Genomic DNA, 24,918 nt, shown 5'->3' on the forward strand with positions numbered 1-24,918 from the left:
CATAAGGGGACCAACGGTATCATTGCCAACAGTATAAACTTATTGTCGAAACCAACTGGGTCTCGTCGGATGGTCTTGCGAACTCGTCGACGGATTCGGCAATAAAGCGCTGCTAGCCGATCTCGGTGGATCACAATGTTTTCGTATCGACTGTCAGGTTCGATATTGCCGCAGCCGTTAAAAGGTCGCCAAAAGCTACAATTCGCTGCTCACTGTAGGAAGCACTTACGGGACGCCACATCTGGTAGATCACCGATGCGTTAACGTCGATAACCCAATATTCCGGAACACCTTCGCGCGCATAAATCTTGGCCTTGCGCCCCAGATCGTTCCGCAGCGTTGTGTCTGAAACTTCAATCACCAGCGCCAGCGACGAGAGCGGAATGAGGCCGCTCCCTTCCGGTTCTGACGTGACCGATATGTCCGGTGCCGGTACGTTATAGGGCGGCATGGAAACCGACCCTTCGATCAGCGGCTCCAATCCATCCGAGCGTTTCGCAAGTTCAGCAGCAAGCAGGATAAGAAATCGGGTCTGGATACGCGCATGGGGCCGGTGCAGCGCATTCATATAGACGACTTCTCCCTCGATCAGTTCTGTTCGACCATAGGAATCAAATGCTCCGGCGTCGTCGAGCATGAGATAATCCTCGACACGGAGCTTTACTGGCTTCCATTCGGTCGTGAGGGGAACGGCGTCCGTCATGCGCTCATCCTATCACAGCCACCGCCACCCTCAATCCCCCGTCACTCGCAGGAACCCGAGATCGCTCAGCCCTTGCCCATCGCCCGGTCGGCGCTCCATGCGCCGCCGCCGGCCGCGGCGAGGTAGAGGAAGATGAAGCAGAAGAGCAGGATCGCCTCACCGCCATTGGCTGCGGGGAAGAACCCTTTCGAGGCGTGCGCCATGAAATAGCCGATCGCGCACATGCCCGATGCGATGAACGCAACCGGCCGGGTAAACAGGCCGATGACCAGCAGCGCACCGCCGATGAGTTCGATTGCGCCTGCTGCATAGAGCAACGGATTGAGCGGCATCGGGAAGGGCGGTAGGCCCAGAAGCTTCGAGGTGCCGTGCTGCAGGAACGCCAGTCCTGCGACGATTCGCAGGACGCTGAGCAGCTTGTCGGACCAGCTTGCGGGAATGGGCATGCGGTTTCTCCTTGGGCGCGTCAGGGCGACGTCGCCGTTGCGCAGGTGAAACATTTCATACCGCTTGGGTGAGATCAATCCCGCGAGCTGAAAACGATCGTTTCAGGGAAGGGTTTTAGTCCCCCGTCACCTTCAACGGCCCCAGATCGCCCAGCCCGACTGTCCCGCTGGCCAGCGCCAGCATCCGGTCCAGCGACACTTTCGCCTTCAACCGGATATCGTCCGCAATCTCGATGCGCGGCTCCAGATCACGCAGCGCGACGTAGAGCTTCTCCATCGTGTTCAGCGCCATGTACGGGCAGATGTTGCAGTTGCAGTTCCCGTCCGCTCCCGGCGCACCGATGAAGGTCTTTTCCGGGACCGCCTTCTCCATCTGATGGATGATGTGTGGTTCGGTGGCGACGATCATCGTGTCGCCGTCGAAATCCTTGGCATAGGCCAGGATGCCGCTGGTCGATCCGATATAGTCGGCATGGTCCAGCACATGCGGCGGGCATTCGGGATGCGCGGCGACCGGCGCACCGGGGTGCTGGGCTTTCAGCTTCAGCAGTTCGGTTTCGCTAAATGCCTCGTGCACGATGCACACACCCGGCCATAACAGCATGTCGCGGCCCATCTTCCGGTTGATATAGCCGCCGAGGTGCTTGTCGGGGCCGAAGATGATCTTCTGATCCTTCGGCAACTGGCTCAGGATTTTTTCGGCGGAGGAACTGGTGACGATGATGTCGGACAGCGCCTTCACCTCGACCGAGCAGTTGATATAAGTGAGCGCAATATGATCGGGATGCTGCGCGCGAAACGCCGCGAACTGATCGGGCGGGCATGAGTCCTCAAGGCTGCAACCGGCGTTCATGTCGGGGAGGATCACGATCTTCTGCGGCGACAGGATCTTCGCCGTCTCCGCCATGAAACGCACGCCGCAGAATGCGATGACCTCCGCATTCGTCTCCGCCGCCTTGCGGCTCAGTTCCAGACTGTCACCAACAAAGTCGGCAATGTCCTGAATCTCGGGCTTCTGGTAATAATGCGCCAGGATCACCGCGTTGCGCTCCTTGCGCAGACGATCGATCTCGGTGCGGATGTCGATGCCGGACAGGTTCGTTGGCGCGTTCATTATGGGACCCTTTATCTTTGGTCCCACATGGCCTTGTCCGGCGCGGGGTTCAACCGCCGAAGGGCGGGAATTCATAGGGGGCGAGTGCGCCACCCGGCTGGCCGGTGGTTATCAGCTCAAACAGGGTGAGGCCGAATGCGCTGTTCGCGATCCACTGGCTCACCAGCCGCATCGTCAGGATCGCACCGACACCCCAAAACCACGCGGCATGGATCCGCCCTCGCGTGCGCAAATCCCACAACATACCCGCAAGCGGAAAGAGCAGCAGCAGACAAAGCTCGATTGTGGCCGCATGCGGCATGACGAGTGGCGCGGGGACGAGCCGACCGATACCGGGGCCGGTTAGGATTGCCATGCCACTGAAATGCAGCCTTTTGTGCCAGTCGCTCTGGCGGCGCAACAGGATCGCCGCCGTGGACAGGCCGACGAACACCCATACCCCAAGCGGCGCGTAAATGAGGAAGAAGGCAGGCTCATAAATTGGCGCAGCGCGGCCCAGCCGGATTGCCTCGATCGCCACCAGCGGGCCGACCACCGCCATCACGACCAGCCAGCCCGCGCCAATCCAGCCAAGGCGGCGGTGCAGCGCGATGCTGCCGCGCGTGGCGAGCAGCGTCTGTGCGACATAGATGACGACCCAGCCGAAAAACACCAGTGCATGGGCATGGACGACCGGGGGTGCGTTGAAGCTGGAGATGCCCATGAGGACGAAGAAGACGAACCCGGCGGTGATTACCGCCGCCATCGTCAGCCCGCCCCACAGGAAGAAACCGTCATCGCGCCGCGTGTCGCTGCCCGTATCTGCAATGGTTGCCATAAGACCGCCCCCGATCGATTATGGGCAGTGGCGATATCATGTTTCGAAAACGAATCGAACTACTTCTTCTCGCGCGCCGCGCGTTCTTTCATCACCTGATCGACCGGCTTCGACATGTCCCAGCGTTCGCCGTCGCGCACCGCGCGTTCGGGTGGAAAGGTCACGACGACGCGGACATCGCCCAGGCCCGCCGCCGTTAGCGGTTGCGCGAGCAGGCGGGCGAGCGCGCGGCGACCGTTTTCGCGCGCCTGCGCCATGCGCTCGGGGCTTTTCGCCTCGCGCTCGGCGACGGCGGTGGCGCGGGCGGAGGTGCGCTGGCTGAGCGCTTCGGCGGCATCGCGGGTGACGAACAGGCCGCTGGTTTCGACCAGGGTGCGGCGGCCCTCATCGGTGTTGGCGGGGGCGGCTGTGACATCGGGCGCATCGACGATCAGCGTCCGGGTCTGTGCATTCCATTGCAGATCGCCCGAATCGAGGCCGGCGAGATCGACGAAATAGCCGACCGAATAGGGCATCTTCACGACCTGATCGCTGCGCAACATGCCCAGGCCGCGTGTGTCGGATGCGGTCGCCTGAACCGTGCCGGTCAGTTCGGCGACCTTCAGCGTGCCGGTGCCGGTCAGGCGTGCGGTGATGAGTTGCGTGACCGGCGACCCGCCCTCCTCGGGCAGGGTTTGCATTCGAGTTTCGTTGTAGCGGTCCCACGAAATCCATGCTGCGGCCCCGATCACGGCGAGCGCAGCGGTGATAAGCAGGCCGCGCACCAGACCGTCGCGCTTCATAACGTCCGCCATGCGCCACCTTCCTCACCGATGACCACGCCACGATTTCGCAAGTCGAATAGATGCGCGAGGACCGAACGCCCCGCCGCGCCGGTCAGGCGCGGGTCGAGTCCGATATACATCTTCTCGACCATCGCCGGGATTTCGCCGATCTGCTCACCCAGTAATCGCAATATCTGTCGCTCCCGCTGTTTGCGGTGACCCATCATCCCGCGCACCAGCTGGCGCGGGTTGGTCACCGGATCGCCATGCGCCGGGTAGTAAACGCGGTCCTCGCGCCCCTGCAGTTTGTCGAGGCTCGCCATATAGTCACCCATGTCGCCATCGGGCGGCGCGACCACGCTGGTCGACCAGCCCATGATATGGTCGCCGGTGAACAGCGCCCCGCTTTCCTCCAGCGCGTAGCAAAGGTGATTGGAGGTGTGGCCGGGGGTGGCGACGGCGGTGAGTGTCCAGCCTTTGCCGGAGACCTGCTCGCCATTCGCCAATACGCGATCCGGCGCATAATCGCGGTCGAACGCGGCGTCGGCGCGCGGGCCGTCATCGTCGAGCGCGAGCGGGGCACAACCGATGATCGGCGCGCCGGTCGCGGCCTGCAACTTGCGGCTCGCAGGACTGTGATCGCGGTGGGTATGAGTGCAGAGGATTGCCGTGACCGGGCGCCCGGCAATCGCGCGGACGATGGCATCGACATGCTCGGGCAGATCGGGACCGGGATCGATCACCGCGATATCGGCGATGCCGACGAGATAGGTCTCGGTGCCGGTATAAGTGAAAGGCGAGGGGTTCGCCGCGAGAATGCGCGCAACCAGCGGTTCGAGATGGATTGCTTCACCGGGTGGAAGTTCACTCATCGGGCCGAAATGGCGGTTCGCCGCGCGCGCTACAAGTCCAAACGCAACTTGGGGCCGGCCGCCTGACGGGTGCGGCCGGCCCCGGTTGGAGCATCCCCTCAACGATGGGCAGGCTGGGGGGACCCTTCCGCCCTCCCTCAATCCTTGTCGGCGTCCTCCAGCTCGCGCACCGCGTCGTCGATGCCCCGCAGTGCGGCGGCTTTCTGATCGGGGCTGAGATCGTCCTGCATCTCGATCGACTTGCGCGCCATGCGCAGGCCCATCATCGCATGGCGCTTGCCCATGTCGGCGCTGGCGACGGCGAACACGCGTGCCTGCCGTGCCATACCCTCAGCAGCCTTGGCCTTGCCTGCCGCCCATTCGGCCCGTGCTTCGATCCGGTCGGTGCAGATCACGATCCTGCGCTTGCCGCCGTCCTTGCTCTCGATCTTCAGGTCGCCGTCCTTGGGCGGGCCGCAATTGGACGAGGTGACCGTGTCGATGTCATCGCCGGACACGACGAAAGATTTGCTGTCGGACCAGACGAACTTCTGCCCGTCCTTTGGCGCGCGGATCATGCGTACTTCGCGCTTTTCGCCGTCCTTGCCCTTTCCGACGATAACGATTCGGCGCTCGACCTTGGCCTTTGGTGCATCGGGAGCCTCCGGCGCATCCGGCGCATCCGGTGCTTCGGGGGGCGGCGGCGCGTCGTAAGGCTCGGGCGGCGTCGGCAATTCGGCTGGCGTGGGTGGCGCGGTCTGCAGATCGACGCCGATCGCCTCACCGACATCGGCGCGCAGATTGGCTGCGGCCTGGGTGCCCGATGCGGTGAGCGCCAGCGCGCCCAGTGTCAGCGCGACTGCGCCGGTAACACCCGCAGCGATGCGGCTACGCGATTTGCGGTCATGCTTTGAAAGCATTTTCAACCTCCCTTTGAGTTCATTGATGGTGTGCAGGTGACAAGCTGCCGAGACCGCACCCCCATGCGCGGACTTGACGATGGCGCGGCCATAAGCATGGCGCAGCGCCGGGGCGCGGCCGGCGAGCACCAAGGCATCGCAGGCCATCTCCTGATCGGCACGGAAGGCGCGAAACGCCCGCCATGCGACCGGGTTGAACCAATGGAGCGCGAGCACGATCAGCGCGATCCAGTTGGCGATCAGGTCACCACGAAGATGGTGCCCGAGTTCGTGCGCGAGCGCGAGGTTGCGCTCAAGCGGGTCGTAACGCTCGTTGAAGTCGCGCGGAAAGGCGACGTATTTGCGGAAAATGCCGAAGGCGAGCGGGCCGGTCGCGGCGTCGGTCTCGATCACCCGCACCCGCCCCTCCGCCACCGTGCGGTCGACCCGCGCGCGCTTGAGCAGTTTCGAGCAGAAGCGGCTGTGCGCGATCAGATGCCAGCCGAGGAACGCGGCGGCGCCGATTGCCCAGAGTCCGGCGGCAATGGGAAACCAGTCGATCGGTGCGACGTCCGCAGCGGCCAGCGCGGCTGTCGCATCCGGCCCGGATAGCGGGACAACGATATAGTAGCTGATGACATCGCTTGCCGCCGCGACTGGCATCTCGGCGCTGGCCCGCCAGCTTTCGGGAAGCGGGGGCAGGGCAAGCCGCAGCACCGGGAGTGCCCACAGCGCGTAGGCGATGTTGGGGCCGAAATGGCGGCTGACCGGTTTGCGGATCGCCAGCACCAGCAGCATCAGCAATGTGGTGGCGACGAAGGTTTCCAAGACCCAGCCAGCTGAAAAGGGGCCGATCATGACTTGATCTCCTTCAACAGTGCCTCGATCTCGGCGATATCCTGTTCGGTGAGCGCGTCACGCTCGGCGAGGTGAGCGACCAGCGGCGTCAGCTTGCCGCCGAACAGCCGATCCATCAGGCGGCGCGATTCGCCCTCGACGTAATCACCGCGCTCGACCAGCGGGCGGTATTGATAGCGGCGGCCATCTTCCTCCGCCGCGATGACGTTCTTGGCGAGCAGGCGACCGAGCAACGTCTTGACCGTGTTCGAGCTCCAGCCGCGTTCAGGGTCGACGCGCTCAACGACTTCCTGCGCCGCGAGCGGCGATTCGTCCCACAGCACTTCCATGACGGCGTGCTCGGCATCGCTGATTCGTTCGCTCATCGGCCTCCCTTTCGATTACGCGTGTAATCGTTACGACCACATCTGTAGTCAATAGGCTGAACGCGAAATGAATGAATTGACAGGTGGGTTCCGCTGCTTCTGTCGGAAAGTTTTACATCCGATCCGGCGTCAGGATTTTGCTAACCATTGAAAGCCCGGATTTCCGAGGGTTGCCGATGTTGGCACGCGCTCTGCAACCGATCAAGCACACACCGTTCACAAGGCGTGTAACGCTTCAGAGGCGGGCAGCTTGCATACCGGCGAGCGCCCGCCTCGCCCGTTTTAGGGCCGGGGCATCCGATAGTTCACAGGCTTGCCATCGCGCCGACGTCGTTTGCGGAACAGCTTTGCGCCATCCTCCTCGAGTCGCTCGGCGGCGCGGTCCAGTGCCTTTGGATAGATTTCGCCGAACAGACGCTCGAAGGTGTGGGTCCAGCCGAACTGCTCGACGACCATCGCGCGGGCGCGGGCACCGATCAACGGTGCGCCATCGTGCCAGAGTTTGACGACATTGGCGGCCATTGCAGCGGTGTCGTCCACCGGCCCGAGCAGGCCAAGCCCTGCCGGCACGCGATCGGGCATCGCGCCGCTGGCGACACCGACGACCGGCAGGCCGCACGACTGCGCCTCGAGCACCGAAATACCGAAGGTCTCGTCCGCCATCGCGGAGACATAGATGTCGGACGACGCCAGCGCCCGCGCCAGTTCGGTGCGATCCTTCTCGAACCCCGGAAAGGCGATCGGCAGGTCGGCGGCTTCGGCGGCGAGGCGTTCACGCAGCTTGCCGTCGCCGACCATCACCATCGCCGCGCCCAGACCGGCGGGCAGCTTGCGGAACATATCGACCAGCCGGTCGGCGCGCTTTTCATTGTCGATGCGCCCGGCATAGATCAGCAGCGGGCCGTCCCCCGGCAGACCCAGCGACGCGCGGTAGCCGGGGTCGCGCTTGGACGGTGCGAACATCGTTGTGTCGACGCCAAGCGGCATGACGTCGGTGCGCGTGATCGTCTTGCGCGCCAGCGTCGCCCGCGCATCCTCGCTCAGCGTATAGACGCGGTCGAACTCGCGATAGGTGATCTCGGCATAGCCATAGGACAGCATGCGCATGAACCGTGCCGCAAGCCGCCCCGCCGCCGGTTCGACCACGCGATAGATATGCGCATTGGGGAAATCGGTGCGGTAACCCGCAACCAGCGCGGTCTGCGGATAGTCGCGGCGGTGGCGGATCGCGGTCCATGGCAGCAGCCACGGGCACAGCGATTCGATGATGTCGGGGCGATATTCGGCGAGCAGATCGCGCACCGCCGATGTCCGCGTGATAAAGCGGTAATTGGGGCTGCCGCGCACGGGCTCCGCGCCCATTTCGACGAAGATATGGCGGCCGTTGGTCGTGATGCGATCCTGTGGGCCGGGCACGATCTGGAGCAGCCGGTGCGGGGTGTAGCGCAGCACATAGTCGCGCTTCTCGCGCAGATAGGTGCTGATCCCGCCGCCGCCTGCGGGCGAATAGCTCTGCGTCAGATCGCAGATCAGCAGAGACGCATCGTCCCCGACCGCTGCACCGGGTGCTGCAGTTATCGGTTGAACGAACATGGGACAGGCCAGCCTTTACACCGCGAAAATTACGCGGCGGCGACGCCCTTCTCTTCCAGAAGTTGCGCCAGCTCACCGCTCTCGTACATCTCCATCATGATGTCCGAACCGCCGATGAACTCGCCCTTCACATATAGTTGTGGAATCGTCGGCCAGTCCGAAAATTCCTTGATTCCCTGACGGATGCCCTGATCCTGCAACACGTCGACGCTCTCGAATTCGACGCCGAGATGGCCGAGGATCGAGATCGCGCGATTGGAAAAGCCGCATTGCGGAAACAGCGGCGTCCCCTTCATGAACAGCAGCACGTCATTGCCATCGACCAGGGTCTGAAGGCGGGCCTGGGTATCGTCGGTCATTTCATTCGCTCCGGTCATTCGGTAATTACAGGCGCAGCCGTGGTCAGCTGCAACGCATGGAGCACGCCACCCATCCGCCCGCCGAGTGCGGCATAAACCGCCTGATGCTGCCTGATCCGGGGCATTCCCCGGAAACTCTCACTCACGACACGAGCGGCATAGTGATCGCCGTCGCCGGCCAGGTCGGTGATCTCGACCCGGGCATCGGGAATGCCGGATCGGATCAGCGCCTCGATCTCGTCCGCCGCCATCGCCATGCTATTTGGCTTCCATCAACTGGCGGCGCGCTTCGATCATCTGGGTTTCCAGCGCCTGACGCACCTTCGACTCGTCGGTCTCGACGCCCGCCGCGGTCAGATCGCCGACGACCTTGCGGATCACATCGTCGTCCCCGGCTTCCTCGAAATCGGCCTGCACCACTGCCTTGGCATAAGCGTCGGTCTCTTCCGGCGTCAGGCGCATCAATCCGGCGGCCCACACGCCGAGCAGCTTGTTGCGGCGCGCGGTGACGCGGAACGCCATATCCTCGTCCATCGCATATTTGGTCTCGAATGCGCGTTCACGATCGTCGAAAGTGGTCATCCGGATGTCCCTTAATTGTTCGCCAGCTGCTTGGGTCGAGATAGGAGGGGCGGGGCGGCATGACAACGGGGATCGCAAAACTGTCGCCATGGGCTTCGCGCATGGCCGCCATGCGCTATAGCGCCGCTCCACCACCCCGTGCAGGACATGGCCCATGACCGATTTCCAGCTCGACGGCTTCGACCTTGCCGCCTTTGTCGTCGCCACGCTGGCCGAAGATGTCGGCGCGGGGGACATTACCTCGAACGCGGTGATTCCCGCCGATGCCGTCTTTACCGGCGTGATGGACAGCCGTGACGCGATCGTGGTGGCAGGGCTGCCGATCGCCGCCGCATTCTTCCGCGCGCTCGATCCCGACGTCGAAATCGAGTTGCTGACGGGGGAGGGGGGCCGAGTTCCGGCGGGCAGCGACCTGATGCGCCTGCGTGGGAAGGCACGCGCGCTGCTTACGGCGGAACGCGCCGCGCTGAACACCGTGCAGCATCTGTCGGGCATCGCCACGCTGACGCGCAGCTATGTCGACAAGATCGCGGGGACGGGGGCGACATTGCTGGACACGCGCAAGACGATTCCGGGGCTCAGGCACCTGGAGAAATACGCGACGCGGATGGGCGGCGCGCAGAATCATCGCATGGGCCTGTGGGATGCGGCGATGATCAAGGACAATCATGTCGCGGTCGCCGGATCGGTCGAGGCGGCGGTCGCGCGCGCGGTGGCGGCCGGTATCGAACGGATCATCGTCGAGGTCGACCGGGTCGAGCAGATCGAACCTGCGCTGGCGGCGGGCGCGACGCATCTGTTGCTCGACAACATGACCCCGCCGACGTTGCGCGGCGCAGTGACGCTGATCGGCGGACGCGTGCCGAGCGAGGCATCCGGCGGCGTGCGGCTGGACACGATTCGCGCGATCGCCGAAACCGGTGTGACCTTTGTCAGCGTCGGCCGCCTGACCCAATCTGCACCCGCCGCCGATATCGGGCTGGACTTCACCCCGGCTTGAGTCCTAGCTGGCTGCAACAGGAGGGGAATTACATGCGTCCGGTGTCGATCGTTCGGTTCGAGCAGGCCTATCTGGCCTCGATTATTATATGGGTGGCCAATCTCGCGCTGGGCGGCTGGGCGTTGATGATCGGCCAGTCACAGCGTCAGTTTGAAAAGCACCCGGCCTTTGCCGGCAATCCCCAGATGTTCGATGTCATTGCACCGTCCCTCATGGCACTGCTCGGCGTGCTGGTGTTATTCTGGCTGTTGCTGTGGTTCTTCACGGCACGCCGGGCGAGCGATGTTGCGAAGTGGGTGATCGTCGTGATGACCGGGATCGCGGTCTTGCGACTGCCGCTATTGCTGTTGAGCTATCCGATGACCGGCCTGCTTGGCACCGCGTTGAACGTGGCGGCCACATTGGTGGGCGCCTATGCCGCGTGGCAGTTGTTTCGCCCGGATGCGCGCGCGTGGTTCAAGGGCATCGAAAGCGACGCGACGGTGGTCTCGTCTGAATGAAGCAGATGCGGCGCGTTGTGGCGTCGTTCGCTGGCGCGGTCGCGCTGATTCCTGCGGTCGCGTCGGCACAGTCCGATCGTTGCGCGGTTCCCGAACGCCTGCCCGAAAGCGGTGAGCGTGTCGGCTCGCCCGGCCCGCGTCGCATTGTCCCGGTCGGCGGCTACACGCTCGCGCTGACGTGGAATCCCGGTTTTTGCCGTCAAACCGCCAATCGCTCACGCTTTCAGTGCGATCGGCGCAATCGCTTCGGCTTCGTCCTGCACGGCCTGTGGCCCGACGGGCGCGGCGCAAGCTGGCCGCAATATTGCGCAGCCCCCGCGCGTATTCCGGAGGCGGCGGTGCGGCGCAATTTATGCGCCATGCCGTCACCCGCGCTCCAGCGTTATCAATATGCCAAGCACGGCACCTGTTCGGGCCTTGGTCCTGCCGCCTATCTCGATCGTGCGGCGGCGCTCTATGCCGGGGTGCGCTATCCCGACATGGATATGCTGTCGCGCCGTCCGGGCTTGACCGCCGGTCAGTTCGCCAGCGCCTTTGCCCGCGCCAATCCGGGAATGACGCCAGCGATGCTGCGCGTCGGCGCAGGGCGCGATCGCTGGCTCGATGAAGTCATGCTGTGCCTCGACACGCGGTTTCGCCCGCGTGCCTGTTCCACACATCAGCGCGGCTTGCCTGGGCACATCCCGTTGAAAATCTGGCGCGGAAGCTAACCGTCTATCGTCGCGGTCGACGGGTGGTGTCGGTCGAGATGCTTCTTGATGATCTTCAGATTGCGCGAATTCGAGCGGTAGAAGAAATCGGCGACATCGCCGACGCCGGGGATCAGCCCGAGCAGCCAGTCGAACCCGACATGGCCCGCCATCTTGGCCATCGCACCCTTTGACATACCCAGATTGCGCGCTTCCCAGATCATGTAGAACCCCATGATCGCCGCGACCACGTCACCGCCGACCGGGACCAGCCCGATCAGGGCGTCGAGACCGACGGTCTGGCGCGTGCCGGGAATGGTGAAGGAGCGTTCGAGCAGTTTCTCCATCCCCTCCACCCGGCGGCGCACCGATGCGGGGTCGCGCCCGGTCGGGAATTGTCCGGCGATGCCGCTGGCGGTGTCCCGCATCCGTGTCGCCTTGACCATCCTGCTACCCTCTCACTGTTCCGGCCGGCGCAAATGCGTCAGCGGGTGCCAGGCGCGAACATTGGGCTGCCACGCCCGCAAACGCAGCGCGACCAGCGACCAGCGCAGCGGCTGTGCAATCGGAATATAGGCGGCGTCGTTGGTCAGCGCCATATCGGCATCAGCGATGCGCTGGGCGCGCTGTACCAGCGTCGGGGCATCGCGTGCCGCCTCGATCGTCGCCATTACGTCATCAGGGCACTGGCGGCATGCCGTCACCAGATACCAGCGCCCGCTGTCATAGGGCGCAACCGCGTCGATCAGGCGAAGGTCGGCATCCTCGTCCTCCGCCACCCATGACGGTTGCAGCCCGATTTCGATCAGGTCGCGGGCGATGCGGCTCCACAACAGGGTCGCACCGGGACTGCGCGGCATCGCCAGGCGGATCGTCAGCGGCACATCGGCATTGTTCGCGTGCCACGCCGCGACGCGATTACGCGCGGTAATCAGGCGACCCTCCGGCGGCAGTACCTGCCATTCCGGCACCGCCGGATCGCCTGCGGAATCGAGCCGTGCGGGCAACAGGGTCTCGACCGGTAGCCAGTCTGGGCGGAACAAGGCAGTCAGCGCCGCCCGGTCGATCGCCATCGCAATCGCTGCGCGATTTTCCGCGGTGGCCAGAAACCCCTCGCGCGATACCACCGCCAGCCCGAACAGTCCGGCAGCGGGATCGCTGCGGATATTGGTCGGCGCGACGTCCGCGCGGGTGACCAGCGGCCAGTCACGATAGCTGCCGCCGAGCACCAGATCGGATTCACGGCGGGCAAAGCGCGTGATCGCGCTGGCCGCACGTTCGCCGCGCAACCGGACATTGTCGGCGGGGTCGGGCTCCTCGTCATCCTCGACCACGCGTGCCGGGTCGAGCGTCGGTCGCAACAGCCAGCCGATGCGCTCGCCCGCATCCTCGAACGGGCCGGTTCCAGCCAACCGGGGGCGGCGCAGCACCGCAAACTCGGGTTGCGCGAACAGCTTCAGCATGTCCGGGCGCGGGCGTTTCAGGCGGATTTCAATGATCTGCGGCGTCATCTCGACGATCTCGTCGATCACCGCGACAAAAGGGGCGAGCGAGCTGCGGCTGCGCGGTTCGATCACGCGCTTCAAGCTGGCGACGACCTGAGCGGCGGTGACGGGCGAGCCGTCCGACCATTCGGCGGCGCGCAGGCGGAAAATATAGCTTTGCCCGCCGTCGATGACGATCCAGCGCTCGGCCAGGCCCGGCTCGATCCCGCCGCCGGCGTCGAAGCGGACCAGTCCCTGTGCGGTCGTACCCAGCATGACACGCGCGGGGAAACCGAGTTCAGCCTGTGCAGGATCGCTGAGTTCGACGGGGTCGCCGATCGCGCTGACGACGACCGCGACATCGTCTGGCCGGCGCTCACACCCGCCCGCGATCAGCGCAAGCGCGGCGGCGAGGGGCAGGGCGGGCCGGAACATGCCCCCGTTTATGGAGCCGGGGCGGGGAAGCCAACCCCGCCCCGGTGTTACCTTAGTTCTTTTCCTTGTCGACCAGCTTGTTCGCGCTGATCCACGGCATCATCGCGCGCAATTCGGCCCCGACCTTTTCGATCGGATGTGCCGCGGCAGCCTTGCGCGACGCCTTAAGCTCCGGCTGACCGGCGCGGTTGTCGAGAACGAAATCCTTGACGAAGCGGCCCGACTGGATGTCGGCGAGCACGCGCTTCATTTCGGCCTTGGTCTCGGCGGTGATGATGCGCGGGCCGGTCTTGATGTCGCCGTACTCGGCGGTGTTCGAGATCGAATAGCGCATGTTGGCGATGCCGCCCTCATAGAGCAGGTCGACGATCAGCTTGGTTTCGTGCAGGCACTCGAAATAGGCCATTTCAGGCGCGTAGCCCGCCTCAACCAGCGTCTCGAAGCCCGCCTGAATGAGGTGGGTGACGCCGCCGCACAGCACGGCTTGCTCGCCGAACAGGTCGGTTTCGCATTCCTCGCGGAAGTTGGTCTCGATGATGCCCGAACGGCCACCGCCGACGCCGCTGGCATAGGCCAGTGCGACGTCATGCGCGTTGCCGGTCGCATCCTGATGGATCGCGATCAGGCAGGGGACACCGCCGCCGCGCGCATATTCGCTGCGCACGGTGTGACCCGGACCCTTGGGCGCGATCATGATGACGTCGATGTCCGCCGGCGGCTCGATCAGGCCGAAATGGACGTTGAGGCCGTGCGCGAACGCCAGCGCCGCGCCGGGCTTCATATTGCCCTTCACATCGTTCTCCCAGATCGCGGCCTGATGCTCGTCGGGGGCGAGGATCATCAGGATGTCGGCCCACTGTGCCGCTTCCTTGTTCGACTTGACCGCGAAACCGGCGTCGATCGCCTTCTTGGCGGTGGCGGAGCCTTCGCGCAGCGCGATCGCCACGTCCTTGACGCCGCTGTCGCGCAAATTCTGCGCATGGGCATGGCCCTGCGAGCCATAGCCGATGATCGCGATCTTCTTGTCGCTGATCAGGTTCAGGTCGGCATCACGATCGTAATAGACACGCATTTCTTAGGTTTCCCCTTCGTCGTTCCCGCGCGAACGGCGTCATTCCGCCGCGCCATAGTCGATCCGCCCCGCTATGGGGCGACAGTTAATCTGTAGGCCATTCAATCTCCGGGCAGATCAGGCCGCCTCCCGGCCCCGTCCGATGGCGACGATGCCGGTGCGGGCGACCTCGATCAGCCCGACTTCGCCCATCAGTTCGACAAACTTGTCGATCTTCTCGGTCCCGCCGGTTACCTCGAATACGAAGCTCGACGTTGTCGCATCGACCACGCGGGCGCGGTAGACGTCGGCCAGCCGCAGCGCCTCGATCCGGTGATCGCCGGTCCCGGCGACTTTCACCAGCGCCAGCTCGCGCTCGACATGTTCGCCCTCGGCGGTCAGGTCGCGCACCTTGTGGACCGGCACCAGCCGGTCGAGCTGCGCCACGATCTGCTCCAGCGTCGCCGGGCTGGCCGACGTCACGATGGTAATCCGGCTGACCCCCTTGTCATGGGTGATCTCGCTGACCGTCAGGCTCTCGATATTGTATCCACGCGCGGTGAACAGACCGGCGATCCGGGCGAGGATGCCCGGCTCGTTATCGACGATCACGGCAAGCGTATGCCGCTCGGCTTTTTCTTCCTTGATATGCATGGGTCAGACCAGCGCCTTGGCTTCGTCGTCCATTTCGCCGGAGACTTCGGCGGCCTGGAGCATCATTTCGGTATGGGCGGCACCCGACGGGATCATCGGGAAGCAGTTGGCGAGCTTCGCCACGCGGCAATCGACGATCACCGGCCCGTCATGGGCGAGCATCTCTGCGATGCCATCGTCCAGCGCGGCATTACCCTCGATCCGGATGCCCTTCCAGCCATAGGCTTCGCCCAGCTTCACAAAGTCTGGCAGGGCGTCGCTGTAACTCTCTGAATAACGGCTGCTATAGGTCAGTTCCTGCCACTGGCGGACCATGCCCATATATTCGTTGTTCAGGATGAAGATCTTGACCGGCAGGCGATATTGCGTCGCCGTCGCCAGCTCCTGAATGTTCATCTGGATCGACGCTTCACCGGCAATGTCGATCACCAGCGCGTTGGGATTGCCGAGCTGCGCCCCGATCGCGGCGGGCAGGCCATAACCCATCGTGCCGAGACCCCCGCTCGTCAGCCACTTGTTCGGCGACTCAAAGTGGAAATGCTGTGCCGCCCACATCTGGTGCTGGCCAACCTCGGTCGTGATGATCGGATTCCGGTCGCGCGTTGCCTCCCACAGTGAGCGGATCGCGCGCTGCGGCATGATGTCGCCGCCGACCTCGGGAAAATCGAGGCACTTGACCGCGCGCCAGCCCTCGATCCGCCGCCACCAGTCGGACAGATCGGGCTTGGGAAACTGCCGCCCTTTCCAGATGCGGACCATATCCTCCAGCGCGTGGCCGACATCGGCGACGATCGGCAGGTCCACGCGCACCGTCTTGTTCATCGACGATCGGTCGATATCGATATGGATCTTCCGCGCATGCGGCGCGAATGCGTCCAGCCGCCCGGTCACGCGATCGTCGAACCGCGCGCCCAGCGCGATGATCAGATCGGCCTGATTCATCGCGAAATTGGCTTCATAGGTGCCATGCATGCCCAGCATGCCCAGCCACTGGTCGGATGAGGCGGGCAGGGCGCCCAGCCCCATCAGCGTGGACGTGACCGGCGCACCGGTGATCCGCGCCAGTTCACGCAGCAACTGGCTGGCCTGTGGCCCCGAATTGATGATGCCGCCGCCGGTGTAGAAGATCGGCCGTTCCGCCGCCGCCAGCATTTCGACCGCCGATTCGATCAGCGTCTTGTCGGCTTTTACCTGCGGGCGATAGGTCTTGTGCTGGATCGGGCCAGGCTTGGTGTAGCGCGCGGTGGCGATCTGGACATCCTTGGGGATGTCGATCACGACCGGACCGGGACGGCCGGACGTGGCGATGTGAAACGCCTCATGCACCACGCGGCCCAGATCCGCCGGATCCTTCACCAGATAATTATGCTTCGAGCAGTGGCGCGTGATGCCGACCGTATCGGCTTCCTGAAACGCGTCGCTGCCGATCAGATGCGACGGCACCTGACCCGTGATGACGACCATCGGGATCGAATCCATCAGCGCATCGGTGATGCCGGTAACCGCGTTGGTCGCGCCAGGGCCGGAGGTGACGAGCACGACGCCAGGCTTACCGGTCGAGCGGGCATAGCCCTCCGCGGCATGCGTCGCCGCCTGTTCGTGGCGGACCAGAATGTGCCGAATCTTCTTCTGCTTGAAGATCGCGTCGTAAATCGGGAGCACGGCCCCGCCCGGATAGCCGAAGATGACTTCCACACCGAGGTCGTTGAACGCCTCGATCAGGATGTCTGCTCCGCTCTTCTCGGTCACCAGTCGTCTCCTTCTTGTATTTTGCCGCGCTGCAATAGCAGCAGGGGAAGCGCGCTGCTATGCGTATGAATCATACGTGTCAAGCATCAATGTTGTAATAATCTGTCGAATAAGATCAATTGATTGGATGTTTCTGTCTCGCTAGTGCGTTCCCACGTCTGCGGCATCTGTCTTCTGAACCAGGTATATTGCCGCTTGGCATATTGACGTGTGTCCATTTGTCCGGTGGCGATGGCACAGGGCTTGCCCATGTCGCGAAGGAAGACAGGGTCCAGCACGTGCAGGCCGATCGCGCCCAGCACCGGGCTCTTGATCGGCAGGTTCCGGGCGCGCAACGCGGACGCCTCATCATATGCATCGGAGAACATGCCTTCGAACCGCGCATCGATCCGCGCATAGAGCCAGTCGCGCGGCGGCAACAGAATGAGCGGGGCGAGGCTGATGTCATCGGCGATTCCACCGACGCGAAATCGCTGCCAGTCCTTTAATGTGCGCCCCGTCGACCGCACAACCTCCAAAGCACGCGCCACCCGGGTGGTGTCGGCGGGTGCGAGCCGGGCGGCTGCCTCGCTATCTTCCCCGGTCAGCGCCGCATGGGCGTCGGCAACTGGCAGCGCGCGCACCGCAGCCCGTATGTCCGCATCGATTTCCGGTACCGGCGCGATGCCATCGAGCAGGGTTCGGAAATAGAGCCCGGTGCCGCCGACAAGAATCGGCAAGCGCTCAATGGCATGGGCTTCGGCAATCGCCGCCTTGGCGTCGTTCGCCCATCGCGCCGCCGAACAGGCTTCGGCACCGTCGATATAGCCGAACAGCCGATGCGGATGCCGCGCCTCGTCCTCCACCGATGGCCGCGCGGTCAGGACACGCAGGTCGCTATACACCTGCATCGAATCGGCGTTGATGATCACTGAAGGCGTCCGGTCGGCCAGCGCCATCGCCAAAGCGGACTTGCCGCTGGCGGTCGGCCCTGCAATGAGCGCCACCTTTGGTTTTGGCCTTGGCTCTGGGGAAGACGGCATGTTCATCGCAACGCTGATAGCAGCGGATCGGCTTTTGGCGGGCGATATTTCCTCCGCACAGGACAAGCTGCGCGATGCGTTCTGCGACCCGAAGGGCGTCGCGCCGATCGAGGCGGGGAAGGCGGTAGATATCGCCCTTGCGGGCGGCCCCGATCGCGCCCGTGCTGCGCTTGAAGGGGCATATGACGGGGTCGATATCGTCGTTCAGCCAATCCTCGGCCGGATCAAGTCGCTGCTCGTCGCCGACATGGATTCCACCATGATTACCGTCGAATGTATCGACGAACTCGCCGACTATGCCGGGATCAAGGCGCAGATCGCCGAAGTGACCGAAGCGGCGATGCGCGGCGAGCTGGACTTTGCCGAAGCGCTGGATGCGCGCGTCGCGCTGCTCAAGGGGTTGGGCAAGGATGCGATTGACCGCTGCCTGGCGGAGCGGGTGAAGTTGATGCCGGGCGCGCGGACGCTGGTGCAGACGATGGGGGCAAACGGCGCACGCACGATCCTCGTCTCGGGCGGCTTCACACGGTTCGCGGAGCCAGTGGGCGCGCAGATCGGCTTCGACCGCGTCATCGCCAATGAGTTGCTGATCGAGAACGCCGCATTGACCGGTGCGGTAACCAAGCCGATCGTCGATTCAGCGACCAAGGAAAAGACGCTGCTGGGCGCGATGGCGGAATATGGTCTGCCCGCCAGCGCGACGATGGCGGTGGGCGACGGGGCCAATGATCTGGCGATGATAAAGCAGGCGGGGCTGGGCGTCGCCTATCACGCCAAGCCGATCGTTGCGGCGGCGGCCGGGGCGCGGATCGACCATAATGACCTGACGGCATTGCTCTACGCGCAGGGGATCGGACGGGGCGATTGGGTTACAACTTGATTCTTCCCCCGGAGGGAGAGGAATATCTAATTCACCCCCGCACCGGCACGCACGGGCTGACGCCACGGCACGCACCGCTCGCCTCCGCGCTCGAGCCGAACGGCCCGACCAGAACCTTGGTCAGCCGACCGGCCTTTACGTAAAATACCTGCCGCCCGGAAAACCGTCCGGCATTCTGCGCCCACACTTTCCGCGCATTGGCCGGATCGCCGAACGCGCCGAGCTGAACACGCCAGCCGCCGTCGCGCACGGGTGCGGCTTCGGCGACCTCGACGGGCGCGGCAGGGCGCGGTCGCGGTGTCGGTTTCGGTGCCGGACGCACCATCGGCGGGGCAGGGCGCGCCTCCGCGACTTCAGGCTCGGACCCGCCCGGTATCGGCTGATAGGCGGTCGAGGGCGGCAGCTCGGTCCGCCCGATCGGTCCACTAGGGTTCCGCGATGGCGGCAAGGCGGCGACCTGCGGTCGTCCGGCCTCACGCTCGTAAGCGCGTGCCAGCTCGACGCCCTTTTGGCGGTCCTGCAAGCTGATATAACGATCCATCTGCGCCTGTGCGGTCGATGCCTGGGGCAATCCCTGCGCCGCTGCGCGTGCGGTCAGCGCATAGGCGCGGACCCAGTCCTTCGCCACGCCGTCGCCGTTGAAGTACATCGTGCCCAGCACATATTGCGAGCGCGGTTCACCGCGCGACGCCGATTTCTGCAGCCACTCGACCGCCTGCATGCGCTTGTTGTTCTCGAACAGCGCGAGGCCGTAATTCTCCTCGGCCTGTGGATGCCCCTGCAACGCGGCCTTGCGATACCATTCCTCGGCCTGACCCATGTCGGCGGGTACGCCACGGCCCAGCTTATAGGCTTGACCCATGTTGAACTGCGCATCGGCATCGCCAGCGACGGCGGGGCCGCGCCATTCCGCCACAGCTTTCTTATAGTCGCCGCGCTGCCACGCCTCGACGCCCGTCTTGACGTCGGCCAGCGCAGGCCCGCTCACGAGCGTGGCGGCGGCAAGCAGTACCGCCAAAGCAATTCGATTCATTCCGCCCATCCCCGGTCAGTCCCTTGGATAATGCCAGTTAACCATCGTGTGGCCAACAAATCCTTGCGGTAGCGTTAAGCCCGCGATGGGACGCGCCCCGTGTCATGGCCGCAACATTAACCGCTTCTTAGGGTCCGGCTGTCATCCCGATGCTCGGGTTACCGGGTATTTAAGAGGGGTCGATGCGCGTACTAGCGATGGCATCACAAAAAGGTGGTTCGGGAAAGACCACGCTGAGCGGGCATCTTGCGGTGCAGGCGCAGCGTGCGGGTCATGGCCCGGTCGTGCTGATCGATATCGATCCGCAGGGGTCCTTGTCGGACTGGTGGAATGAGCGGCAGACGGAATTTCCCGCCTTCGCCCAGACCACGGTCGCGCGGCTGGCCGCCGATCTCGAAGTGCTTCGGCAACAGGGCTTCCGCCTCGCCGTGATCGACACGCCCCCCGCCATTACCATGGCGATCCAGAGCGTGATCCAGGTCGCCGAACTCATCGTCATTCCGACACGTCCGTCGCCGCACGATCTGCGCGCGGTCGGTGCTACCGTCGATCTGTGCGACCGCGCGGGCAAGCCATTGCTGTTCGTGGTCAACGCGGCGACGCCCAAGGCCAAGATCACCAGCGAAGCCGCCGTCGCGCTGTCGCAGCATGGCACCGTCGCCCCGGTGACGATCCATCAGCGCACCGATTTCGCATCGTCGATGATCGACGGGCGCACGGTGATGGAGATCGATCCGAACTGCCGCTCCGCCGGCGAAGTCGTCGCTCTGTGGTCGTACATCAACGACCGACTCGAAAAGAACTTCCGCCGCACCGTGTTCACGCCGCCCGCCGCGACGCATGTCGCGTTTGCCGGACGCGCACAGGGTGGCTTCGGCCGCCGGGTGGTGAGCTGATGTTCGGCGCCGCCAAGCCCACCGCGTCGCTGTCCTCGGGCCTGCTCGCCCGCAAGGGTCAGGCGCGCCCCGCGATGCGCCCGCAGGGGTTCGTCGGTCTAAACCCCGGCACGTCGCTCGACGATCTCGGCTGGAATGACATGGGCGTCGATGCTTTCGAGCCCGCGCCCGTCACCGAAGCGGTACCGCCAGTGCTCGCGCAGCGTCTGGCGCTGGCTGAAGAATTCACGCCGCCGCCGCAACCGGTGCTGGCACCCGAGCCTGTGGTCGAAACGCCGGTCGCGGAATCGCGGCCTGTCTCCACCGCCACCGCTGCCCGCATCGGGCGCGAAGTATCGGTGAAAAAGGGCAAGGCGGCGTTCACGCTGCGGCTCGACACCGATCGTCATCTAAAACTGCGCCTCGCCTCCGCGCTTTCGGGCCGTTCGGCCCAGCTTCTCGTGACCGAGGCACTCGACGCATTTCTTGAAACGCTTCCCGAAGTCGGGGCGCTGGCGAGCCAGTGTCCGTCGGGCAAGGCTCGTTAATCAGGGGGATTTGAGCCATGAACGCACGTCGCATCTTCACCATCACCGCATCGGCACTCGTGCTGGGCGCACCCATAATCGGCGGTCCGGCGCTGATCGGCGGCCTTGCCGTCGCCAGCAAGACCGTCATCACCCAGGACGCAAAAAAGGCGTCGAAGGAAGCCCAGGCGGCGCGCAAGGCGCTGAAGGGCGGCAAGGCCCAGCTCGCCGTGACGCATGCCGAGGCAGCGGTGACCTTCGATCCCAAGAACGGCGCATACCGCACGCTGTTGGGTGAGACCTATCTGTTCGCGGGCCGCTTCGTCTCCGCCGCGCAGGCGCTGAACGAAGCGCTGTCGCTCGATCCGGCGAATGGCCGCACCGCGCTCAACCTCGCGCTTGCACAGATCGCGGTCGGCGAGTGGGCGACCGCGCGCCAGACGCTCGAAACGCATGCGGCGACCATTCCGGTTAGCGACCGTGGCCTCGCCTTTGCGCTGGCCGGCGATCCCGCCACCGCCGTGGCGCTGCTCAGCGATGCCGCGCGCAAGCCCGGTGCCGATGCCAAGACACGCCAGAACCTCGCGCTCAGCTTCGCGCTGGGCGGCCAGTGGCAGCAGGCACGCGCCGTTGCCGGCATCGATCTGTCGCCCGATCAGCTCGACGGGCGCATCATGCAATGGGCCAGCTTCTCGCGGCCCCAGAACGCTTATGACCAGGTTTCCGCCCTGCTCGGCGTGACGCCGGTGGCGGACAATGGCCAGCCCGAACGGCTCGCGCTCGCCCAGTCGATGACGACGGCGGTCGCGGCACAGCAGGTCGGCGATCCGGTCGATGCCTATATGCCCGGCAGCGATTCCGCCGCTGCGGCAGCAGCACCTCCGGCCGCCGATGTCGCCATGACCGGCGAAGTCGCCGCGCCCGCGATTACCGCGCCCGGCGGCCGGCAAATCGTCTTCGCCCCGCGTCAGGAAGTCATTCAGGCGATTCCTGCCGCAGTGGTCAAGCCAGCTGCGTTCGTCAAAGCAACCCCGGTCGAAGTCGGCGCGCGCAAGGCGGTGCAGATCGATCTTGCCTCAGTCAAGCCGGCAAAAGGCAGCTGGTTCGTCCAGCTCGGCGCCTATGACAGCAGCGGCATCGCGCGCGATGCATGGGGCCGTTCGGTCAAGCGCATCCCGGCTTTGCAGGGTATGACGCCGTCCAGCGCCAGCGTCTCGACGCGTGCCGGTACCTTCCATCGCCTGTCGGTTGGCGGCTTCGACCGTGCCAGCGCGAACACGCTGTGCGGTCAGGTTCGCGCCACCGGCGGCACTTGCTTCGTGCGCACCGGCGCGGGTGACAAGGTCGCCAGCTGGGGCAAGGGCGCACAGCTCGCCTCGCGCTAAATCAGGGCGCTAAGTAATTCAGAGCTCTCCCAGGCCCCGGTTCGCGCAAACGGACCGGGGCCGAACTTTGTCTAGGCGATCTCCGCGCCGCCCTTGAACAGTCGTACTGCTTTGCCCTGAACCGGCAGGCCGTCGAACGGGGTGTTGCCGGCCTTGCCCGCCAACGTATCCGAACTGATCTGCCACGGCGCATCCGCGTCGATCAGCACCAGATCGGCAGGCGTCCCCGCGGCCAGCGTGCCCGACTTGATCCCCAGCAGTTTTGCCGGATTATGTGCCAGCAGCGCGAACAGACGGTCCAGCGTCAGCCGCTCGTCACGCACCAGCCCCAGACCCAGCGCCAGCAAGGTCTGCGCGCCCGCCATGCCGGGCGTCGCATCGGCGAAGGGCAGGCGCTTTTCCTCCGGCCCGCGCGGGTCGTGCCCCGAACACAGGATATCGATCGTCCCGTCGCTGAGCGCCTCCTGCGCCGCCTGGCGATCCGCTTCGTCACGCAGGGGCGGGGAGAGGCGCGCAAAGGTGCGGAAATCGGTCACGGCGATATCCGACAGCAACAGATGCGCCGGGGTGATCCCGCACGTCACCTGCACGCCGCGCGCCTTGGCCGCACGGATCAGGTCGAACCCTGCCGCCGTCGTGACCTGCCGGAAATGGATCGCCGCGCCGGTTTCCTCGGCCAGCATCAGGTCGCGCGCAATCGCCATCGCCTCGGCAATCGCGGGTGCCGCGGGCAGGCCTAGCCGCGTCGCCGTCTCACCCTCGGTCGCCACCGCAGCGCCCGCAAGGCCCGCATCCTCGGCATGTGCGATCACCGTCAGCCCGCAATCGCGCGCATAGGCCAGCACGCGGCGCATCACCCCCGAATTGGCGATCCAGCCGCGCCCGGTGGCGACGGCGCGCGCACCCGCCTCCGCATTGATGGCGAACTCGGCGAGATCCTTGCCTTCAAGACGCCGCGTTGCAGCGGCGATCGGGTGGACCCACAATTCAGGCTTGCCCATGTCGGCGGCACGCTGGACGATGCCGGGGTCGTCCAGCACTGGCGACTGATCGGGCATCAACCCCACGCGAACAATTCCGCCCGCACGGCACGCCGCCTTGTCCACCGCGAACGCACCCAGATCGGTGAGGGCAGGAGCGAGCAACTTGCCCGTGCAGTCGATCTGGCGCGTGCCGACCAGCAACTCAAACTTGCCGGTCTTCGCGATGACATCGCCATCGACCAGCAGATTGCCCATCGTCATGCCGCCCTCAGGGCAAATCAGCGTGGCGTTCAGGAATGCGATACCACTCATGCCCAGCCCTCCACGCCACGCGCATGGCGGGTCAGCACGTCCAGGCAAGCCATCCGCACCGCCACACCCATCTCGACCTGTTCGGTGATAGCGGATCGGCCCGGCATATCGGCGACGCTCGACGTGATCTCGACACCCCGGTTCATCGGGCCGGGATGCATCACCAGCGCATCGGGCTTGGCCCGCGCCAGCCGCTCGGGTGTCAAACCATAGTTCAAATGATATTCGCGCGTGGACGGAATAAACGCGCCCGACATCCGCTCATTTTGCAGCCGCAGCATCATCACGACGTCCGCGCCTTCAAGCGCCGCGTCGAAATCGGTGAAGGGTGTCACCCCCATCGCCTCGATCGCGGCGGGCATCAGGGTCGATGGCGCGACCACACGAACCTCCGCCGCCAGTGCGGTCAGCGCCAGGATGTTCGACCGCGCCACCCGGCTGTGCAGGATATCGCCACAAATCACGACTCGCTGGTGCGCGATGCTCCCGCGCCGTCGCCGGATCGTCAGCGCATCCAGCAGCGCCTGAGTCGGATGCTCGTGGCTGCCGTCGCCCGCGTTCAAAACCGGGCAATCGACCTTGTCCGCGATCAACTGAACCGCGCCCGACGACATGTGTCGAATCACGATCACGTCGGCGCGCATCGCGTTCAGCGTCATCGCCGTGTCGATCAGCGTCTCGCCCTTCTTCACGCTCGACTGCGCCGCGTGCATGTTGACGACATCCGCGCCCAGCCGCTTTCCGGCGATCTCGAATGACAGCAGCGTGCGGGTAGAGTTCTCGAAAAACGCATTGATCTGCGTCACCCCGTCCAGCCGATGGTCGCTCTTGGCGCGGCTGCGGTTCGCTTCGATCCATTGTTCCGCCTCGTCGAGCAGGAACAATATCTCGTGCGGCTGAAGTCCGGCAATGCCGGTCAGGTGCGCGTGCGGGAACACGGCGCGCCCATTTATCTGGGCGCCGGGGCGGTGATCTGAAGGTTGCATTA

28 protein-coding genes are annotated in these 24,918 nt (G+C 64.8%); 7 read left to right on the plus strand and 21 right to left on the minus strand.

Annotation, left to right across the window (positions count from 1 at the left end):
• Window positions 1-130: 130 nt before the first annotated feature.
• The 12 genes from U1702_RS04690 to U1702_RS04745 all read right to left on the minus strand — a co-directional run bounded on the left by U1702_RS04690 (window position 131) and on the right by U1702_RS04745 (window position 9,351).
• Entirely contained in the window at window positions 131-703 is a 573-nt protein-coding gene (locus U1702_RS04690; protein WP_332722494.1) for a Uma2 family endonuclease, read from the minus strand.
• 65 nt (window positions 704-768) lie between these two features.
• Window positions 769-1,149, minus strand: a complete 381-nt coding sequence (locus U1702_RS04695; RefSeq protein WP_332722496.1) for a DoxX family protein — start codon at window positions 1,147-1,149, stop codon at window positions 769-771.
• Window positions 1,150-1,264: 115 nt separating this feature from the next.
• Window positions 1,265-2,263, minus strand: a complete 999-nt coding sequence (nadA, locus tag U1702_RS04700) for a quinolinate synthase NadA (RefSeq protein ID WP_332722498.1) — start codon at window positions 2,261-2,263, stop codon at window positions 1,265-1,267.
• 49 nt (window positions 2,264-2,312) lie between these two features.
• Window positions 2,313-3,080: a hypothetical protein gene (locus U1702_RS04705; protein WP_332722500.1), complete on the minus strand. Its 768-nt coding sequence runs from the start codon at window positions 3,078-3,080 to the stop codon at window positions 2,313-2,315.
• A 59-nt stretch (window positions 3,081-3,139) separates the two neighbouring features.
• Window positions 3,140-3,874, minus strand: coding sequence for a DUF4230 domain-containing protein (locus U1702_RS04710; RefSeq protein WP_332722502.1), 735 nt, complete (start codon window positions 3,872-3,874; stop codon window positions 3,140-3,142).
• Entirely contained in the window at window positions 3,859-4,716 is an 858-nt protein-coding gene (locus U1702_RS04715; RefSeq protein ID WP_332722504.1) for an MBL fold metallo-hydrolase, read from the minus strand. The genes U1702_RS04710 and U1702_RS04715 overlap by 16 nt, the downstream gene beginning before the upstream one ends.
• Before the next feature lie 137 nt (window positions 4,717-4,853).
• On the minus strand, window positions 4,854-6,452 hold the full coding sequence (locus U1702_RS04720) for a M56 family metallopeptidase (protein ID WP_332722506.1): 1,599 nt from the start codon (window positions 6,450-6,452) through the stop codon (window positions 4,854-4,856).
• A complete protein-coding gene (locus U1702_RS04725; RefSeq protein WP_332722508.1) occupies window positions 6,449-6,817 on the minus strand; it encodes a BlaI/MecI/CopY family transcriptional regulator in 369 nt (122 codons plus the stop codon). The genes U1702_RS04720 and U1702_RS04725 overlap by 4 nt, the downstream gene beginning before the upstream one ends.
• Window positions 6,818-7,099: 282 nt before the next feature.
• Window positions 7,100-8,410, minus strand: coding sequence for a glycosyltransferase (locus U1702_RS04730; RefSeq protein WP_332722510.1), 1,311 nt, complete (start codon window positions 8,408-8,410; stop codon window positions 7,100-7,102).
• A gap of 29 nt (window positions 8,411-8,439) precedes the next feature.
• Window positions 8,440-8,769, minus strand: coding sequence for a Grx4 family monothiol glutaredoxin (grxD, locus tag U1702_RS04735; protein WP_332724577.1), 330 nt, complete (start codon window positions 8,767-8,769; stop codon window positions 8,440-8,442).
• A gap of 14 nt (window positions 8,770-8,783) precedes the next feature.
• Complete coding sequence (locus U1702_RS04740) at window positions 8,784-9,026, minus strand: BolA family protein (RefSeq protein WP_332722512.1); 243 nt, start codon at window positions 9,024-9,026, stop codon at window positions 8,784-8,786.
• 1 nt (window position 9,027) lies between these two features.
• Window positions 9,028-9,351 (minus strand): DUF1476 domain-containing protein, encoded by a 324-nt coding sequence (locus U1702_RS04745; RefSeq protein ID WP_332722514.1) that lies wholly within the window; start codon window positions 9,349-9,351, stop codon window positions 9,028-9,030.
• A gap of 154 nt (window positions 9,352-9,505) precedes the next feature.
• On the opposite strand from U1702_RS04745, the gene nadC reads away from it, so the two are divergent.
• From nadC to U1702_RS04760, 3 genes are read left to right on the plus strand one after another with little or no spacing between them, the layout of a single operon-like run.
• Window positions 9,506-10,351 (plus strand): carboxylating nicotinate-nucleotide diphosphorylase, encoded by an 846-nt coding sequence (gene nadC / locus U1702_RS04750; protein ID WP_332722516.1) that lies wholly within the window; start codon window positions 9,506-9,508, stop codon window positions 10,349-10,351.
• Window positions 10,352-10,383: 32 nt separating this feature from the next.
• On the plus strand, window positions 10,384-10,851 hold the full coding sequence (locus tag U1702_RS04755) for a hypothetical protein (protein WP_332722518.1): 468 nt from the start codon (window positions 10,384-10,386) through the stop codon (window positions 10,849-10,851).
• Window positions 10,852-10,856: 5 nt separating this feature from the next.
• Window positions 10,857-11,561: a ribonuclease T2 family protein gene (locus U1702_RS04760; protein WP_332722520.1), complete on the plus strand. Its 705-nt coding sequence runs from the start codon at window positions 10,857-10,859 to the stop codon at window positions 11,559-11,561.
• On the opposite strand, the gene U1702_RS04765 is transcribed toward U1702_RS04760, so the two are convergent.
• The 6 genes from U1702_RS04765 to miaA form a co-directional block, all read right to left on the minus strand.
• On the minus strand, window positions 11,558-11,968 hold the full coding sequence (locus U1702_RS04765) for a DUF4112 domain-containing protein (protein ID WP_332722522.1): 411 nt from the start codon (window positions 11,966-11,968) through the stop codon (window positions 11,558-11,560). The two genes, U1702_RS04760 and U1702_RS04765, sit on opposite strands and share 4 nt — an antisense overlap.
• Before the next feature lie 30 nt (window positions 11,969-11,998).
• On the minus strand, window positions 11,999-13,459 hold the full coding sequence (locus U1702_RS04770) for an ABC transporter substrate-binding protein (RefSeq protein ID WP_332722524.1): 1,461 nt from the start codon (window positions 13,457-13,459) through the stop codon (window positions 11,999-12,001).
• 52 nt (window positions 13,460-13,511) lie between these two features.
• On the minus strand, window positions 13,512-14,531 hold the full coding sequence (ilvC, locus tag U1702_RS04775; protein ID WP_332722526.1) for a ketol-acid reductoisomerase: 1,020 nt from the start codon (window positions 14,529-14,531) through the stop codon (window positions 13,512-13,514).
• A 117-nt stretch (window positions 14,532-14,648) separates the two neighbouring features.
• Window positions 14,649-15,164 carry an acetolactate synthase small subunit gene (ilvN, locus tag U1702_RS04780; RefSeq protein WP_332722528.1) on the minus strand — a complete coding sequence of 172 codons (516 nt, stop codon included), beginning with the start codon at window positions 15,162-15,164 and terminating at the stop codon, window positions 14,649-14,651.
• A gap of 3 nt (window positions 15,165-15,167) precedes the next feature.
• Window positions 15,168-16,913, minus strand: coding sequence for an acetolactate synthase 3 large subunit (locus tag U1702_RS04785; RefSeq protein ID WP_332722529.1), 1,746 nt, complete (start codon window positions 16,911-16,913; stop codon window positions 15,168-15,170).
• Between the two features lie 86 nt (window positions 16,914-16,999).
• Window positions 17,000-17,941, minus strand: a complete 942-nt coding sequence (miaA, locus tag U1702_RS04790) for a tRNA (adenosine(37)-N6)-dimethylallyltransferase MiaA (RefSeq protein ID WP_332722531.1) — start codon at window positions 17,939-17,941, stop codon at window positions 17,000-17,002.
• Between miaA and serB the strand changes: the two genes are divergently transcribed.
• The gene (gene serB, locus U1702_RS04795) at window positions 17,934-18,815 is read left to right on the plus strand and encodes a phosphoserine phosphatase SerB (RefSeq protein ID WP_332722533.1); all 882 of its coding nucleotides are present in this window, start codon (window positions 17,934-17,936) and stop codon (window positions 18,813-18,815) included. The two genes, miaA and serB, sit on opposite strands and share 8 nt — an antisense overlap.
• Before the next feature lie 31 nt (window positions 18,816-18,846).
• On the opposite strand, the gene U1702_RS04800 is transcribed toward serB, so the two are convergent.
• Window positions 18,847-19,848 carry an SPOR domain-containing protein gene (locus tag U1702_RS04800; protein ID WP_332722534.1) on the minus strand — a complete coding sequence of 334 codons (1,002 nt, stop codon included), beginning with the start codon at window positions 19,846-19,848 and terminating at the stop codon, window positions 18,847-18,849.
• Between the two features lie 182 nt (window positions 19,849-20,030).
• Here U1702_RS04800 and U1702_RS04805 point away from each other — a divergent pair, with 182 nt between their 5' ends.
• From U1702_RS04805 to U1702_RS04815, 3 genes are read left to right on the plus strand one after another with little or no spacing between them, the layout of a single operon-like run.
• Complete coding sequence (locus tag U1702_RS04805) at window positions 20,031-20,744, plus strand: AAA family ATPase (RefSeq protein WP_332722536.1); 714 nt, start codon at window positions 20,031-20,033, stop codon at window positions 20,742-20,744.
• Window positions 20,744-21,271 (plus strand): hypothetical protein, encoded by a 528-nt coding sequence (locus tag U1702_RS04810; protein ID WP_332722538.1) that lies wholly within the window; start codon window positions 20,744-20,746, stop codon window positions 21,269-21,271. Before U1702_RS04805 ends, U1702_RS04810 begins: the two co-directional genes overlap by 1 nt.
• Before the next feature lie 17 nt (window positions 21,272-21,288).
• Window positions 21,289-22,635, plus strand: coding sequence for an SPOR domain-containing protein (locus tag U1702_RS04815; RefSeq protein WP_332722539.1), 1,347 nt, complete (start codon window positions 21,289-21,291; stop codon window positions 22,633-22,635).
• A 71-nt stretch (window positions 22,636-22,706) separates the two neighbouring features.
• On the opposite strand, the gene U1702_RS04820 is transcribed toward U1702_RS04815, so the two are convergent.
• Window positions 22,707-23,930, minus strand: coding sequence for a dihydroorotase (locus tag U1702_RS04820; protein ID WP_332722541.1), 1,224 nt, complete (start codon window positions 23,928-23,930; stop codon window positions 22,707-22,709).
• Window positions 23,927-24,916, minus strand: coding sequence for an aspartate carbamoyltransferase catalytic subunit (locus U1702_RS04825; protein WP_332722543.1), 990 nt, complete (start codon window positions 24,914-24,916; stop codon window positions 23,927-23,929). Before U1702_RS04825 ends, U1702_RS04820 begins: the two co-directional genes overlap by 4 nt.
• Window positions 24,917-24,918: the final 2 nt, after the last annotated feature.

The organism is Sphingomonas sp. LT1P40, assembly GCF_036663835.1.
In the GTDB taxonomy this organism is placed as follows: Bacteria; Pseudomonadota; Alphaproteobacteria; order Sphingomonadales; family Sphingomonadaceae; genus Sphingomonas.

What these genes read in the sequence shown, in the direction of transcription:
- U1702_RS04690 (WP_332722494.1), bottom strand. Translation starts at nt 703, where the DNA reads ATGACGGACGCCGTTCCCCTCACGACCGAATGGAAGCCAGTAAAGCTC.
- U1702_RS04695 (WP_332722496.1), bottom strand. Translation starts at nt 1,149, where the DNA reads ATGCCCATTCCCGCAAGCTGGTCCGACAAGCTGCTCAGCGTCCTGCGA.
- nadA (WP_332722498.1), bottom strand. Translation starts at nt 2,263, where the DNA reads ATGAACGCGCCAACGAACCTGTCCGGCATCGACATCCGCACCGAGATC.
- U1702_RS04705 (WP_332722500.1), bottom strand. Translation starts at nt 3,080, where the DNA reads ATGGCAACCATTGCAGATACGGGCAGCGACACGCGGCGCGATGACGGT.
- U1702_RS04710 (WP_332722502.1), bottom strand. Translation starts at nt 3,874, where the DNA reads ATGGCGGACGTTATGAAGCGCGACGGTCTGGTGCGCGGCCTGCTTATC.
- U1702_RS04715 (WP_332722504.1), bottom strand. Translation starts at nt 4,716, where the DNA reads ATGAGTGAACTTCCACCCGGTGAAGCAATCCATCTCGAACCGCTGGTT.
- U1702_RS04720 (WP_332722506.1), bottom strand. Translation starts at nt 6,452, where the DNA reads ATGATCGGCCCCTTTTCAGCTGGCTGGGTCTTGGAAACCTTCGTCGCC.
- U1702_RS04725 (WP_332722508.1), bottom strand. Translation starts at nt 6,817, where the DNA reads ATGAGCGAACGAATCAGCGATGCCGAGCACGCCGTCATGGAAGTGCTG.
- U1702_RS04730 (WP_332722510.1), bottom strand. Translation starts at nt 8,410, where the DNA reads ATGTTCGTTCAACCGATAACTGCAGCACCCGGTGCAGCGGTCGGGGAC.
- grxD (WP_332724577.1), bottom strand. Translation starts at nt 8,769, where the DNA reads ATGACCGACGATACCCAGGCCCGCCTTCAGACCCTGGTCGATGGCAAT.
- U1702_RS04740 (WP_332722512.1), bottom strand. Translation starts at nt 9,026, where the DNA reads ATGGCGATGGCGGCGGACGAGATCGAGGCGCTGATCCGATCCGGCATT.
- U1702_RS04745 (WP_332722514.1), bottom strand. Translation starts at nt 9,351, where the DNA reads ATGACCACTTTCGACGATCGTGAACGCGCATTCGAGACCAAATATGCG.
- nadC (WP_332722516.1), top strand. Translation starts at nt 9,506, where the DNA reads ATGACCGATTTCCAGCTCGACGGCTTCGACCTTGCCGCCTTTGTCGTC.
- U1702_RS04755 (WP_332722518.1), top strand. Translation starts at nt 10,384, where the DNA reads ATGCGTCCGGTGTCGATCGTTCGGTTCGAGCAGGCCTATCTGGCCTCG.
- U1702_RS04760 (WP_332722520.1), top strand. Translation starts at nt 10,857, where the DNA reads ATGCGGCGCGTTGTGGCGTCGTTCGCTGGCGCGGTCGCGCTGATTCCT.
- U1702_RS04765 (WP_332722522.1), bottom strand. Translation starts at nt 11,968, where the DNA reads ATGCGGGACACCGCCAGCGGCATCGCCGGACAATTCCCGACCGGGCGC.
- U1702_RS04770 (WP_332722524.1), bottom strand. Translation starts at nt 13,459, where the DNA reads ATGTTCCGGCCCGCCCTGCCCCTCGCCGCCGCGCTTGCGCTGATCGCG.
- ilvC (WP_332722526.1), bottom strand. Translation starts at nt 14,531, where the DNA reads ATGCGTGTCTATTACGATCGTGATGCCGACCTGAACCTGATCAGCGAC.
- ilvN (WP_332722528.1), bottom strand. Translation starts at nt 15,164, where the DNA reads ATGCATATCAAGGAAGAAAAAGCCGAGCGGCATACGCTTGCCGTGATC.
- serB (WP_332722533.1), top strand. Translation starts at nt 17,934, where the DNA reads ATGTTCATCGCAACGCTGATAGCAGCGGATCGGCTTTTGGCGGGCGAT.
- miaA (WP_332722531.1), bottom strand. Translation starts at nt 17,941, where the DNA reads ATGAACATGCCGTCTTCCCCAGAGCCAAGGCCAAAACCAAAGGTGGCG.
- U1702_RS04800 (WP_332722534.1), bottom strand. Translation starts at nt 19,848, where the DNA reads ATGAATCGAATTGCTTTGGCGGTACTGCTTGCCGCCGCCACGCTCGTG.
- U1702_RS04805 (WP_332722536.1), top strand. Translation starts at nt 20,031, where the DNA reads ATGCGCGTACTAGCGATGGCATCACAAAAAGGTGGTTCGGGAAAGACC.
- U1702_RS04810 (WP_332722538.1), top strand. Translation starts at nt 20,744, where the DNA reads ATGTTCGGCGCCGCCAAGCCCACCGCGTCGCTGTCCTCGGGCCTGCTC.
- U1702_RS04815 (WP_332722539.1), top strand. Translation starts at nt 21,289, where the DNA reads ATGAACGCACGTCGCATCTTCACCATCACCGCATCGGCACTCGTGCTG.
- U1702_RS04820 (WP_332722541.1), bottom strand. Translation starts at nt 23,930, where the DNA reads ATGAGTGGTATCGCATTCCTGAACGCCACGCTGATTTGCCCTGAGGGC.
- U1702_RS04825 (WP_332722543.1), bottom strand. Translation starts at nt 24,916, where the DNA reads ATGCAACCTTCAGATCACCGCCCCGGCGCCCAGATAAATGGGCGCGCC.